Source organism: Pseudomonas sp. PvP028 (assembly GCF_017832255.1).
GTDB classification, from domain to species: Bacteria; Pseudomonadota; Gammaproteobacteria; order Pseudomonadales; family Pseudomonadaceae; genus Aquipseudomonas; species Aquipseudomonas syringae.
Genome location: NZ_JAFIBL010000001.1, coordinates 2,074,515 through 2,087,469, shown reverse-complemented (window position 1 = coordinate 2,087,469; position 12,955 = coordinate 2,074,515). Strand labels below are relative to the sequence as shown.

13 protein-coding genes and 1 pseudogene are annotated in these 12,955 nt (G+C 56.8%); 8 read left to right on the top strand and 6 right to left on the bottom strand.

The genetic code is table 11. The features are described 5' to 3' along the window. Position 1 precedes the first annotated feature (1 nt). On the top strand, positions 2 to 1,267 hold the full coding sequence (locus JOE34_RS09380; RefSeq protein ID WP_046266898.1) for a histidine-type phosphatase: 1,266 nt from the start codon (positions 2 to 4) through the stop codon (positions 1,265 to 1,267). A gap of 77 nt (positions 1,268 to 1,344) precedes the next feature. On the opposite strand, the gene JOE34_RS09375 is transcribed toward JOE34_RS09380, so the two are convergent. Beyond that, the gene (locus JOE34_RS09375; protein ID WP_003391817.1) at positions 1,345 to 2,475 is read right to left on the bottom strand and encodes an ROK family transcriptional regulator; all 1,131 of its coding nucleotides are present in this window, start codon (positions 2,473 to 2,475) and stop codon (positions 1,345 to 1,347) included. A 165-nt stretch (positions 2,476 to 2,640) separates the two neighbouring features. Between JOE34_RS09375 and JOE34_RS09370 the strand changes: the two genes are divergently transcribed. Genes JOE34_RS09370 through JOE34_RS09340 form a run of 7 tightly spaced genes read left to right on the top strand, consistent with a single transcriptional unit; the run spans position 2,641 to position 9,460 of the window. Then, the gene (locus JOE34_RS09370; RefSeq protein ID WP_010417378.1) at positions 2,641 to 3,957 is read left to right on the top strand and encodes an extracellular solute-binding protein; all 1,317 of its coding nucleotides are present in this window, start codon (positions 2,641 to 2,643) and stop codon (positions 3,955 to 3,957) included. Then, on the top strand, positions 3,954 to 4,847 hold the full coding sequence (locus JOE34_RS09365) for a sugar ABC transporter permease (RefSeq protein ID WP_010417374.1): 894 nt from the start codon (positions 3,954 to 3,956) through the stop codon (positions 4,845 to 4,847). The genes JOE34_RS09370 and JOE34_RS09365 overlap by 4 nt, the downstream gene beginning before the upstream one ends. Continuing rightward, the gene (locus JOE34_RS09360) at positions 4,844 to 5,737 is read left to right on the top strand and encodes an ABC transporter permease subunit (RefSeq protein ID WP_003419594.1); all 894 of its coding nucleotides are present in this window, start codon (positions 4,844 to 4,846) and stop codon (positions 5,735 to 5,737) included. The genes JOE34_RS09365 and JOE34_RS09360 overlap by 4 nt, the downstream gene beginning before the upstream one ends. Further along, positions 5,734 to 6,840 carry a sn-glycerol-3-phosphate ABC transporter ATP-binding protein UgpC gene (gene ugpC, locus JOE34_RS09355; RefSeq protein ID WP_004394159.1) on the top strand — a complete coding sequence of 369 codons (1,107 nt, stop codon included), beginning with the start codon at positions 5,734 to 5,736 and terminating at the stop codon, positions 6,838 to 6,840. The genes JOE34_RS09360 and ugpC overlap by 4 nt, the downstream gene beginning before the upstream one ends. Positions 6,841 to 6,846: 6 nt before the next feature. Next, the gene (locus JOE34_RS09350) at positions 6,847 to 7,608 is read left to right on the top strand and encodes a glycerophosphoryl diester phosphodiesterase (RefSeq protein ID WP_032662510.1); all 762 of its coding nucleotides are present in this window, start codon (positions 6,847 to 6,849) and stop codon (positions 7,606 to 7,608) included. Further along, on the top strand, positions 7,605 to 8,348 hold the full coding sequence (locus JOE34_RS09345) for an inositol monophosphatase family protein (protein ID WP_003317091.1): 744 nt from the start codon (positions 7,605 to 7,607) through the stop codon (positions 8,346 to 8,348). Before JOE34_RS09350 ends, JOE34_RS09345 begins: the two co-directional genes overlap by 4 nt. Further along, complete coding sequence (locus JOE34_RS09340) at positions 8,348 to 9,460, top strand: endo-1,4-beta-xylanase (protein WP_032662509.1); 1,113 nt, start codon at positions 8,348 to 8,350, stop codon at positions 9,458 to 9,460. The genes JOE34_RS09345 and JOE34_RS09340 overlap by 1 nt, the downstream gene beginning before the upstream one ends. A 425-nt stretch (positions 9,461 to 9,885) precedes the next feature. On the opposite strand, the pseudogene JOE34_RS09335 reads toward JOE34_RS09340, so the two are convergent. The 5 genes and pseudogenes from JOE34_RS09335 to JOE34_RS09320 form a co-directional block, all read right to left on the bottom strand. After that, a pseudogene (locus tag JOE34_RS09335) lies at positions 9,886 to 10,190 on the bottom strand (transposase); the annotation flags it as partial. Between the two features lie 213 nt (positions 10,191 to 10,403). Beyond that, on the bottom strand, positions 10,404 to 11,174 hold the full coding sequence (locus tag JOE34_RS09330) for a nucleotidyltransferase domain-containing protein (protein ID WP_229636589.1): 771 nt from the start codon (positions 11,172 to 11,174) through the stop codon (positions 10,404 to 10,406). 5 nt (positions 11,175 to 11,179) lie between these two features. Next, positions 11,180 to 11,404 (bottom strand): nucleotidyltransferase domain-containing protein, encoded by a 225-nt coding sequence (locus JOE34_RS25830; protein WP_010417339.1) that lies wholly within the window; start codon positions 11,402 to 11,404, stop codon positions 11,180 to 11,182. Beyond that, positions 11,401 to 12,351, bottom strand: a complete 951-nt coding sequence (locus JOE34_RS09325) for a phosphotransferase (protein ID WP_032662507.1) — start codon at positions 12,349 to 12,351, stop codon at positions 11,401 to 11,403. The genes JOE34_RS25830 and JOE34_RS09325 overlap by 4 nt, the downstream gene beginning before the upstream one ends. Then, a complete protein-coding gene (locus JOE34_RS09320; protein ID WP_003391805.1) occupies positions 12,344 to 12,775 on the bottom strand; it encodes a hypothetical protein in 432 nt (143 codons plus the stop codon). The genes JOE34_RS09325 and JOE34_RS09320 overlap by 8 nt, the downstream gene beginning before the upstream one ends. Positions 12,776 to 12,955 lie beyond the last annotated feature (180 nt).

Below are 12,955 nucleotides of genomic sequence, written 5' to 3'. Positions count from 1 at the left end.
GATGATGAAATCGACTTTGTTGAAGTATGCGGGGTTGGCGCTGGGCGTGTGCCTGGCGCTTCCATCAGTGGCCGCGCCTCTGGACACCACCGGCCTGCGCCTGGACAAGGTGGTACTGGTGATGCGCCACGGTATCCGTCCGGCTACCAACACCGCCGAGTTGCAACGCTGGTCGGCCAAGACCTGGCCAGCGTTTGGTGTCCGCGACGGTCAGTTGACCGACCATGGCCGCGCCGCCACCGTGCTGCTGGGCCAATGGCAACGCCGCACGCTGGATTCGCTCGGCCTGTTCAAGGCGGGACAGTGCCCGCAGGCGGGGGATGCCTACGTGTGGTCCAGCCCGGTAGCGCGCACCCAGGCCACCAGTGCGGCGTTGGTAAAGGGGATGTTCCCGGGCTGCAACGTAGCGATACACCATGTGCGTGAGAGTGAAGACCGGCTGTTCCACGGCGGCGAAAATGGCCTGGCACCGCTGGACCCGGCGCGCACCCGGGCGGCAATGCTGGCAGCCATGGGTGGCAGCGTTGACGCAGCTCGCGAGCGCTTTGCCGCGCCGCTGCTGGCCATGCAGCAATTGGTGGGCGTGCCGACGACCTGCGGGAAAAAGACCTGTGCCTTGAGCAAGCAACCCTGGAAGCTGAAAGAGAAGGAAGGCGTCACCAAGCTCAGCGGTCCGTTGAGTGTGGGCGCGGCCATGAGCGAAACCTTCCGCATGCAATACGCCGAAGGCTTGCCACTGGACCAGGTGGCGTTTGGCGAAGGGCGCACTGCCGCAGACGTATCGCGCTTGATGGCCTTGCGTTCGGGCAAATACGCGCTGAGCAATCACGTACCTTACATCGCCCAGCGGGGCGCTTCGCAATTGCTCGGACAAATCCTCCTGGCTCTGCAACCGACATCCGTGGGCAGCCCGCCGGGTAGCAAATGGTTGGCGTACGTAGGCCACGACAGCAACATCGCGCAGTTGCGAACGCTGCTGGGCTTTGACTGGAAAATTGCCGAATACCCCGAGAATGACGCAGCACCGGGCGGCACTATTGTGTTTGAACGCTGGGTGAACGACCGCACAGGCGCGCAGTTTGTCAGCGTTGCCTATGTGGCGCAGAGCCTGGACCAGTTACGCAATTTGTCCAGTGAACCGCCGTATCAGGCGCAGTACCCGGGGTATGCGGGAGAGGAGTTGATGCCATTGAACGGGTTTGTTGCCGACATGGAAAAACGTATCGACCGGTCTGCGACTGAGGTACAGCATTACGACAACCCTTGAAACAACAGCTTTGGCCCAACAACAGTCAACATTCCCCCCAAAAACCGCCAATGCCTGTCCACCCAACGCCCAACGAATCAAACAAAAAACCGCTCCTTCAACGGCACCAGCGCCGCCCCCAGCGCCGCCGCATCCCCATTCGTCTCGCTCAGCAATAACTGCGGCCGAGGCGGTGGAGAGTTGTAGCGATGGGTGCCCCAGAAGGTCGTCGCGGCGATCAGGCGTTTTCCCAATTCAGGCGGCAATTGCCCGCCAAACACCACGGCCTGCGGATCGAACAACCCGGCCAGTGCGTTGATCAGGCGATCCAGTGTGGGCTTGACGCGTGTCAGCCAGGTATTCACACCGGGCCAGTCGGGGTCGAAGCGCAGGCGCAGGTCTTCGATCGAGTCGACCTGCATGCCGCTCTGATGCAGGTCTTCGAGCAAGTAACGCAAAGCCGGGCGGTTTATCGATTCTTCGTCGTTGTAGAGGGTGATCTCGCCTGCGTTGCCGTGGCTGCCGAAATACGGTTTGCCGTTGATGACGACGCCGGCGCCGAAACCGAAGTTGAACGACAGGTAGATGAAGTTGCTGGCCCAGGCGCCCACGCCGACCAGGCTTTCGCCAATGGCTGCGGTGGTGGCGTTGTTTTCCAGCCAGACCGGCATGCCGAAGCGTTCCTCCAGCACCGGTTGCAGGTCCATCAATGACCAGTCGCGCAGCGGTTCAGGCGCATTGATCTGGCGGTTTTCAAGAAAAAAGCCGGCAATCGCGAAGCCCATGCCGACGACGCGTTGCGCTTCGATACCGTTGCGCTGAAGCATGCGCTCGATGGTCTTTTCCAGCGAATCCAGGGTGCTGTTGCGGCTTAACGGCGGCGTGCGCAGGGTGACTTGTTCCAGCACATTGCAGCCCAGATCGGCGACGCAGACTACTGCCGAGTCGGTGTTGATCGATACACCAATGGCATACACCGCTTCGTTGACCAGTTCGATGCGCGGGCTGGGTTGGCCGCGACCGTTTTTGACGCGCTCGCCACTGCGCAGCAGGCCACGGCTGATCAGTTCTTCGATGAGCCGGTGCACCGACTGCTGAGCCAGGTCCATCTCGGTTGAAACCGTGGCACGGGTGATCGCGCCTCGACGACGAAGGATGTCCAGCAACTTGCGTTCATTGAGGCTCAACGGTTGATGCGAATGAAGTGGCGTGTCGAGGTCGAGAGGCATGGAATCTTCAAATCGTAGGAGGATTAAAACAGTCGGCGTGTGAAGCAGTGTATCGCCCACCATCCATTGCACGCTTCCATCATGAAAATTTAATAAAAGTCACGCAGGTCACAAATACTACACACAACCTGTATTAAATGGCATTGAGTTCTTGTGAGTGTCCTCATGCCTTCCATCCGTAAGATGCTTTCCGCGCTGGCCCTGCTGCCGCTCGCGACACACGCCTTCGCTGCACCGGCCGAGTTCTGGTACAGCCACAGTGGCGCGGCCGGGAGCGCCATCGCGGATCTGTGCAGAAGCTTCAATTCACAACGTGAAGAAAGTGATCGCCTGCACTGTGTTTCCCAAGGCAGCTATGAGCAGACGCTGCAGAAAACCGTTGCTGCTTACCGGGCGGGCATAGGCCCGGCACTGGTGGAGATTTACGACGTCGCCACGCCTGACATGCTCTTGGGCGGTGCCACCCGACCTGTCGAGGCGATCATGGCCGATCATCACAGGGCCTATCCCGACGACACCTTTCTGCCAGCCTTGCGGCGCTACTACGCCGACGATCACGGCACGCTCGCGGCGCAGCCTTTTGCGGCGTCCACAGCCGTGCTCTACACGCACAGAAATGCGTTGGCTGCTGCCGGGATCAGTGCGCCACCCGCCACGTGGGAAGCGTTTGCGGATGCCTTGCGAGCCCTGAAGAAAAGCGGCCAGAAATGCCCGGTCGTCAGCGCGTTTGCACCCTGGATCTGGCTGGAGCAGGCCAGCGCAGCGCAAGGCACTGACGTTGCGATTCGCTCCTCAGGCAGTGACCGCTACCAGTTCGACAACGGCGCCCATCTGCGCCTTATGAAAGACCTCGCGCAATGGACCCGTGAAGGTCTGGTGGTCCATGAGGACTCAACCCGCAGCGGCCAGCAGGCACTGGCGTTTGCCACCGACGACTGCGCCATGCTGATCGACTCCACCGGGGCGTGGAATGTTGTGCACAGCACGCTCAGATCCGATATCCAGGTCACGGCACTGCCAATTTACGCGGGTACCCAGCGACGCGCCAACGTCCCCGGAGGTTCCTCGCTGTGGGTGATGCGCGGGCATTCCGTGAGGGATTATCGGCTGGTCTCGGAATTCCTGGCGTTCGTGCTGCAACCGGACAACCAGTTGATGTTCAGCGCACGGACAGGCTATCTGCCCGTCACTCAGGCTGGCGCTGCACGTTTGCAATCTGCTGCCAGCGAGCCATCGGCGATCACGGTCGGACTGACAGTGCTCAACGATATCGACGGTCAGCCCTCCGCGCCTTTGCGCTGCGGTTTTATCACGCTGATGCGTCTGATCTGGTCACAGGAAATGGAGAACGCGCTCGCGGGTCGCCAGAGCATCGATCTGGCCCTGCGCCAGACAACGCTGCGCGCCAACGAGCTGTTGGGTCTGTTTCAGCAGATGCACCAGGCCCAGGCCAGCAATGAGTCAAACGAGGCAACGCCATGAAACCGCGTGCACATTTCCCTCAGCCACGTCTGGCGCTGCTGTTCGCCCTGCCGCAGCTGCTGGCACTCGGACTGTTTTTTTATTGGCCTGCGGTCCAGGCCATCTGGTGGTCGTTTCATCTGGTGCCGCCCTTCGGCGGTAATGAAATCTTCGTTGGCCTGAGCAACTATTGGCGTGTGCTGAAAGACCCCGGCGTGCTGGCGTCGCTGGGCTCGACGCTGGTGTTCAGCTTATCGAGCGTCGTGCTTTCGATCCTCATCGCGCTGGTGCTCGCGCTATGCCTGGAACTGAAACTGCGCGGCAACGCCTTGTTTCGCAACCTGCTGATCTGGCCCTACGCGGTATCGGGCGCAACCATCGGTATCGTCTTTCATGTGCTGGCCAATCCGGTGATGGGCATCTTCGCCTGGCTCAACGCGATTGCACCCGGCACCTGGGCGCCCTACTCCAGCCCGATACAGAGCATGCTGTTGCTGATCGTGGCGTATGCCTGGTGCCTGGTGCCGTTCAACTTCGTGATGCTGGTCGCCAGCCTGAAATCGGTGCCCGACGACTACCTCGCCGCTGCTGCACTGGATGGAGCCGGTCCCTTGCGGCGCATGCTTGACATACAACTGCCCCTGATCGCGCCCTATCTGCTGTTCGTGTTTGTCATCGACCTGCTGGAAAGCCTGTCGAACAGTTTCGGGCTGGTCGACACCCTCACCCAAGGCGGACCTGGCGACACCACCAATGTGCTGGCCTACAAGATTTACACCGACGGTTTCATGGGCCTGGATCTGGCCGGCTCATCGACCCTGTCAGTGCTCATGCTGCTGGCGGTGGTGGCGCTGAGCGTCGCTCAATTCAAACTCCTGTCGCGCTTCCAGCGCCGCGGGGTGAAAGCATGATCGAGCATAACCGGCTGTTCAACGCAGGCGCTTACCTGTTGCTGATCCTGGGGCTGGTGTTCGCGCTGGGCCCGCTGTACATGGCGGTCTGCTCCGCGACCGTCAGCAATCCACAACTGTTCGCCCACGGCCTTGCGGTGATCCCCGGCGACCAACTGCTGGAAAATCTGCAGCAGGTCACCCGGCGTCTCGATCTGCTGCGCCTGCTGGGCAACAGTCTGCTGGTCGCCACGCTGGTGGTGATCGGCAAGCTGACGCTCTCGGCGCTGACGGCCTTTGCCGTGGTGTACTTTCGCAGCCGCTACAGTTCGGTGATTTTCTTCGCTGTGCTGGGGGCGCTGCTGCTGCCGCTGGAAGTAAGGATCATCCCCACGTATTCGGTGGCCAGCGATCTGCTCGCCCCCGTACGCAGCCTGTTGCACTGGCTGGGCATTCAATGGCTGCCGCTGCCGACCATCAATTTGCTGGACAGTTACCCCGGCCTCGCCCTGCCGCTGATTGCTTCGGCCACCGGCACCTTCCTGTTCCGGCAGTTCTACCAGACGCTGCCCGCTGAACTGGTCGAGGCCGCACGCATGGACGGTGCCGGGCCTTGGCGGTTCTTCATCGACATCCTGCTACCACTGTCGAAGACCAACTTTGCAGCGCTCGGCACGCTGGTGTTCATCGGCGCCTGGAAGGACTACCTATGGCCGTTGGTGGCAACCAATCGCGAGGACATGCGCACGCTGGTGCTGGGCGTCGCCAGCTTCCTGCCAACCGATGCAACCCAGGTCCCCGAGTGGAACCTGCTGATGGCCGCTGCTGTGGTCAGCATGCTGCCGCCCATCCTCGTCATTGCGCTCATGCAGCGATGGTTTGTCAAAGGCCTGATTGGAGTCGGTAAATGAACGCGCTCACCCCTATTACCTGCGCGCCGGATATTGTCCTCAAGGGCCTGCACAAAACCTATGGCGCAGAACCCATCCTTCACGGGCTTGATCTGGTTTTCAAGGCGGGCGAACTCAACGTCATCCTCGGTCCGTCCGGGTGTGGCAAGTCCACGTTGCTGCGCATGGTGGCCGGGCTGGAAGAGGCAAGCCAAGGGCAGATTCTAATGGGCGGCCGCGACGTTACGCGCCTGCCGCCCAAGGAACGCGGCTGCGCCATGGTGTTTCAGAACTACGCGCTCTACCCGCACATGAGCGTGGCCGACAATATCGGCTACGCGCTCAAACTGGCGCGGGTTGCACGTAAGGAGCGTGAGCAACGCATACGCGAGTGCGCCGCGTCACTGGGCCTGGAGGACCTGCTGCAACGCAAGCCCGGAGAGCTTTCCGGCGGCCAGCGCCAGCGCGTCGCCATCGGTCGGGCGTTGATCCGCAAACCGCCGGTGCTGCTGTTCGATGAGCCGCTGTGCAATCTGGACAGCGCGCTGCGTCATGAAATGCGTCTGTTGATTCGCAGCCTGCACCGGCAGACCGGCGCGACGATCCTGTATGTCACCCATGATCAGACCGAAGCCATGACCCTCGCCGAGCGCGTGGTAATTCTCGACAAAGGCCGTGTCGAGCAGATCGGCACGCCGGCCGAGATCTACGATCAACCCGCCAGCACATTCGTCGCCAGCTTCATCGGCACGCCGCCGATGAACCTGCTGCCGGTGCATTGCCTCGACGACAGGATTTTGCTGCTCGCCGATGGGCAGCGTTTGCCCATCAAGCTCGGCATTGCCAGCAACCGGACCGGCAAATGGCTGATGGGCCTGCGCCCCGAGACCTTCATGCTCGACCAGGAAGGCGTGACTGCCACAGTGGAGTCTTCGGAAAATCTGGGCAGCCACACGCTGCTGTATTGCCAACTGGCTGGAACGCGCTGCGTTGTCAGCCTGGCCGGACGGCAACATCAGATACCCGGCACCCAGGTTCGACTCGCGATCAACTCCACGCCCTTGCTGTTCGATATCGAGACCGGCCAACGCCAGCTCGTGACTTTCTCCCACACCACCAAGTGACCCGCCATGCTCAAACCTGCTCCCCTCGTCCGCTCGTCCCTGATTGCCCATCGCGGTGCCAAGGCTTACGTGCCGGAAAACACTCTGCTGGCCCTGGAAAAAGCTGCCGCATGCGGCGCCGAGTGGGTCGAAATCGACGTGAAGCTGACCCGTGATGGCCAGCCGGTCGTGATTCATGACGACTTGCTGGACCGCACTACCAACGGGCGCGGCGCCGTCGTGCTGCATGAGCTGAAAGCTATCCGCATGCTGGACGCGGGCAGTTGGTTCGCGCCTGAATTCGCCGGCCTGCAGGTCCCGACTTTTGAAGAGATCGTGGCCTGTGCGCTGCGCCTGAACCTGGGTTTGCAGGTCGAACTCAAGCCGACCATTGGCGACGATGTCGAGACGGCGGAAGTGGTGATGCCGATCCTCAAAAATCTGTGGCCCGCCGACAACGATCGGTTATTCGTCTCCAGCTTTTCGGTGCGCTCGCTAACGGCCGCCCGACGCTTGTGGAACGAAGTACCCCTGGCTATCGCCTCCGTGGTGGCGCCTGCCGACCCGGTCGCGCTGTTGGCCGAATATGACTGCCGGATACTTCACGTACTTGACGATATGCTCGATGACCATCACCTTGTTCGCCTGAAAAGCAGCGGCGTCGAATTCGCCGTGGCTACCATCAACAGCCCGAAGCGTGCGCACTACCTGCTGGAACATGGCGCACAGTCGATTCTCAGTGATTACCCGGACTTGTTGAACCTGCCGAACGGAGGCTGTCTGCAATGAACAACCGACTCAGCGTCGCGATGCAAGCCGTAGAAAAGGCCACTGGCCTGGCCATGGCATATTTTAACGACCGCCACACCCTCGACATCACCACCAAAAGCGCGCAAGACCTCGTCTCCCGCGCCGACTTTGAAGTGGAACAACTGCTGCGTGCAGAACTGAGCAAACACTTCCCCGACGATACAATCCTCGGCGAAGAAATGGGCGGCGAATTCATCACCGACGGCTGGGTCATCGATCCCATCGACGGCACCGGCAACTACCTGCGCGGCACCCCATTGTGGGGAATCGCGGTGGCGTACATGTCGGCAGGCGAGCCCGAAATCGGCGTCGTTGCCTATCCGGCACTGGGTTACACCCTGGCAGCCCGCACGGGCGATGGCTTGCTGCGCAACGGCGTCCCCTTTGTCCGCCCTCAACCACCCGAGCACCTGCGCATCGCTGGCGTCGGTGAAAACACCCGCTGGGATGCCGAAGAGATGGGCAAACTGCACCTGAGCCTGCGCCGACAGGGCTGGGGCCTTGCTGGTTATCGCTGCGCCACCATCGGTCTGGCGTTCGCCGCTTTGGGGCAGACAGACGGCTACATGGAGAAATTCACCAGTCTGTGGGACATCGCAGCGGGCGCAGTGATCTGCCGGGAGGCCGGGTTGTTGTGCACGATTGAAGGCGAGCAGAAGCAAGGCTCGATGACGGTGATGGTAGGCCGTGAGGAGTTGATGGGGATTTTTGGTGCGTGATGCGCCGGGCTAGTCGACGCAGTTTTATGACTGCGTTTGTCCGCCTGCTGGCGTGCCTGCCCTTCGTCAGCAGCAGGCTGCTGGCGGCACAAACCTTTACCGCATTGCGCCAGCCTGCAGCCGAGAAAGGCATACGGTTCGGCTTTGCAGTTGATCCGACAAAGCTGAATGACGACGCGGCCTATCGGCAACTGGTCGCCCTACAGGCCAGCATCGTTGTGCCAGAAAATGCCTTGAAGTGGCAGACCGTCCACCCCGAACCAGAGCGTTACAACTTCGCGCCCGCCGACGCAATCGCGGCGTTTGCCAAAGCGCATGACCAGCGTATGCGCGGGCACACCTTCTGCTGGCATCGTTCTTTACCCGACTGGGTTCACCACACCGTCACCCCGATGAACGCCGAAGCAGTGCTGACGACGCACATCAGTACCGTCGCCAGCCATTATCGCGGCCTCATCAGCGCATGGGACGTCGTCAACGAAGCCATCCAGCTGGAGGACGGCCAGCCTGACGGGCTGCGCAATTCATTCTGGTATCAGATGCTCGGGCCTCGCTATCTGGACATAGCCTTCAAGGCTGCGCACAAGGCCGACCCGGACGCCCTGCTCTGCTACAACGATTACGGCCTGGAAAAGGATACCCATTACGGCGAAAGCCGACGCACTGCCGTGCTCGCTCTGCTGCGCGGGCTCAAGCAGCGGGGCATTCCGATACACGGCCTGGGCATTCAGTCCCACCTGCGTGCAGGCGACACATTTGGTCCGGGCCTGTCTCGCTTTATTCTGGCAGTGCGTGATATGGGATTGTCGATCCACATCACGGAACTCGACGTCGACGACAGCCACTTGACTGGGTCCATCGCAGATCGTGATGGATCAGTTGCAGCGACTTATAAGCGGTATCTCGACGTGGTGCTTGCCACGCGCTCGGTGTCTACCGTTATTACGTGGGGCGTTTGGGGCAGCCCGCATGTTGCCGGCGCCACGGCCAGCAACGGGCCGTTGGCACAACGGGCATTGGCGTTTGGCCCACGAGGTGAGGTTAAGCCGGCAAGCTGGGTGATCGCGCATTGTTTCGAAAACGCGCAAATGCAGAAGGATGCGCGGATTTAGGTGCTCAGCGGCTTCGCGTCAGCCGTACAGCCAGCGTGGTTCAGCGCTTTCTGACGCCTGAAGACGACGAAGCCCCCGATAAACGGGGGCTCCGGTTCTGGAACTGAATGGCAGGTTCCAGCTATATCCTAGAACGGTAGTTCATATAAGCAGGAAAACAGATAAAAACAATTCTTCCAACCCCCTAATTCTTCGAGGATATCCCGACTGAAAGCGTGATCTCTACGAAAAACGTAGAGAACACTCGCACTGGACTCACTGCGACTGCTTGCCTCCGCCTTCCCCCTAACTCTTGCGTAAAGCATATTGTTGACGCTGACGCCGATTTGACCCATATGCCGAGATGTCACTGACCCAGTCCGATTCCTCGAAAAACATTACCTGGGCAGGGGTTGTGCCGATGTGGAGGTGGGGCAGTCCCGCGTCGGCAAGTCGGCGCAAAGCGGCTTGCGTTGCCTCGGCGTTTGACGGGTGCGACGATGTCTTCAGGGTCTTCGTCAGCATTATCAGCGACGAGTACAGCGACACGCTCGGGCTCGTTAAACGGTGCAAGCTGCGGGATTTGAGGGTCGACGGTTTGCTCGGATTTACGACCGAACAAACGGTCGCGCAGCAACTTGATTTGCTATTTCAGGTCGAGGATCTGACTGTGTTGAGCACGGCGTTCCGCAAGCAGTATTTGCTTGAGTAGAACAGGGTCATCAGGAAGATCATCGGACATCGAAATCATGCCCGGATTATACCCGTCAGGCGACGAATCTTGGAGTCAGAACTTGATGAGGACGGTTGCGCCACAGATCAAAGCCGTCGAGCATCTGATTGAGACCTCCTTCGCAAGCATGGAAGAGTTGGTTTTTCAATGAGATAGATCTGAAAACTATCTCTAGTGTTTTTTTGTGTGTGGGGCAATTAAAATAATTATCTATTTGGTGTGCGGAGATTATTAGTAATCAAGAACCAAATTGATGTATCTATCAAACCCTGTCGGTATGCCGCACTCAGATAACGTATCATAAATGCGAGACAGGGTGTCGCTCTGTCTGAATATTAAATCACCCACTGAGAAACGATACAGCTCAATACTCCTATCGTATCCTGCATCATAGGCATCTTTGCACCAAGCGTCTATCGCTGTATTGGAAAGTGTAAACGGCGGCGGCAATTTCTGAAATTCTTTCGAATAAAATTCTAGGACTTGCCTATAATGATTCCTCGCTTTAAAAGCTCGCTCGTTATAAGTGATTAAGTTTTGTAGCTCGCCATTGCTAACTCCGTAGTCCTTCGCAACATTAGAAATCCAATTGGTCGAAACCCTTATAGTGTTAAAGATCCATTCACGAGACGGCAGCTTTTTTCTTAAACCAGCTTTTCCCTGGCGTACAAATGATCGAAGATCTTGGTAAAGATGGTCAAAGTTTGAAAACGAATTAAGGCCGCGTACAGCTTTGTCTGAACCATAAAGATTTAGTTGCAGGTGCAGGGATATGTAGACTCTCCTTATGGCGCTGTATATCTGTATACACTCAAAACCTACGGCATCGTTATTATTAAGTGCAGATGCGCTTGATTTTAATTTTTGGTATTGAGAAGCAAGAAACGCCTTCGTTATTATGTGCTTATTAGGCTGGGGGCACTGAACGTGATTAGACTGGCAAAATAACAATTTCGCCTCTTGATAGATAGTCCAAGCTAAATCAGAGCCTGTTTCGAACATGGTCGTTAACTGTTTTTTGATATTATTTCTACCTCATTCTCAATGCATATTCCAAGATCATCTTTAACTCGGCAAATCAAGTGAAAAGGATCTAACTCAGATACTATCAATAAATCCAGATCAGAGAATTCGTCTTGCTCACCTCGTGCGGCGGAGCCATATAAATAAATGGCCTCTACGTCTTTACCATACATCATGAACTGATGGGTAACTTTATCGAGACTAATCATGGAAGGTGCGCCATTTCGCTGTCAAACTTGCTACTAGTGAAGTATTCAGTTCGTTCGAAAACCTTTTGTAAAAGCGATTGATCGACAAGCTTGTTTTCAAGCAAAAAACAAAGAACGAAAAGAGCGCGCAACTGGATATAGGGTTTTATTGAACCTGATGTTATGCTGGTGTTGAGCTCGTTATACCCTCGAAGCAGCGCCTGAATATTTTCTCTAACTTCATATTTTTTGACGATGAGGTTGTACGCCATAACACCTAAGTCAAAATTTCGATTTGCCAGCTTGGAATCTTCAAGGTCTATAAAGTATATAACTCCATTTACATATTTTGCGTTCCCTAACCACGCATCACCATGTGAAAGGACTGCGCAATCAGTCGAGGCCAGTGCTTGTATCGAGTAGCAATTATCGAGGAGCTTTGATGCTAAAGGCTTTGGTATGTAAGAGTGCTTTTCTATTGAGCTCCTGATTCTATAGCATTCGCTTTCAATGGAAAAAATACGAGAGGTATATTGTAAGAAAAAAGATGTTGGTGTCCTGTGAATTTCTGCTAACGCTTTAGAAAATAGAAATATATCTCTGGGATCGCTAGTTAAAGTTCGCCCACCAACATGAGCATACAGAACAGCCAACCTGTCTTCGCCTGCTAGTGTTAGATTAATATATGCATCACCATTAATAGAGTTTATAGCAGTGGCCACGCCAATGCCGCTTGCAGATAGCCTATTTATGACGTGCATTTCAAAAGATATGTCGATTTCATCTCTTGATGCGGAAAATATCTTTAAATAATATTTTGTGTTTTTGCATTCGACTCTCAATGTGTAATTCATACCTTTTACAAGCAGTTCTATATTCGTAATGCTCGTCGGAAAACTGAAATTGGCATTTAATACTTTCTTTATATCCCTAATGACTTGTTCATTGTAAGGCGCTGAGCTAGACATGACCGTACTCCCGAACGATGCCTTCTATTGCAGCGGCTTCCGGATCCATACCCGAACAATCAGGGATGTCAGCTGATGGCAGATTGATTTTTTGATCCATCCAGTCTGCAAGCAGATAGACAATGCCACCGGCAGCTAAGGCTGCATCCCGCTTCCCCGCGGTCATTCGAGAAAATGAGCGGAAGCTGGCATTTTCATCAGTTGGGGCTTCAATGTCACGCCCCAAGAAAAAGTTAACCGGGAATTTCAGGACGCGAAAAAGCATGCCTAAACTTTCGGGTGTTGGATCCTGAGCGCCGGTCTCATGGAGCGTGATGAGCTTACTGTTGAGACCTGCATAATCAGCGAGCAATTTCTTGGTATAGCTACGGCGCTGCCTAGCGAGGATTAGCCGGTTTGGATTGAAATCGCTCAATTCGTTCATTATCTCGGTGTCACGGGGATACCTAAATCAGGGCCTAGGGTCGGACCTTGGAGTGGATTTGGCTCGTTGAGTTGCAGCGGCGGCGGCGGCGGCGGCGGCGGCGGCGGCGGCAATAAGGCTCTTATGTCGAACTATTTATTCTACTATTTCCGTGTAAAGAAAAAGCCCCGACCTCTTTAC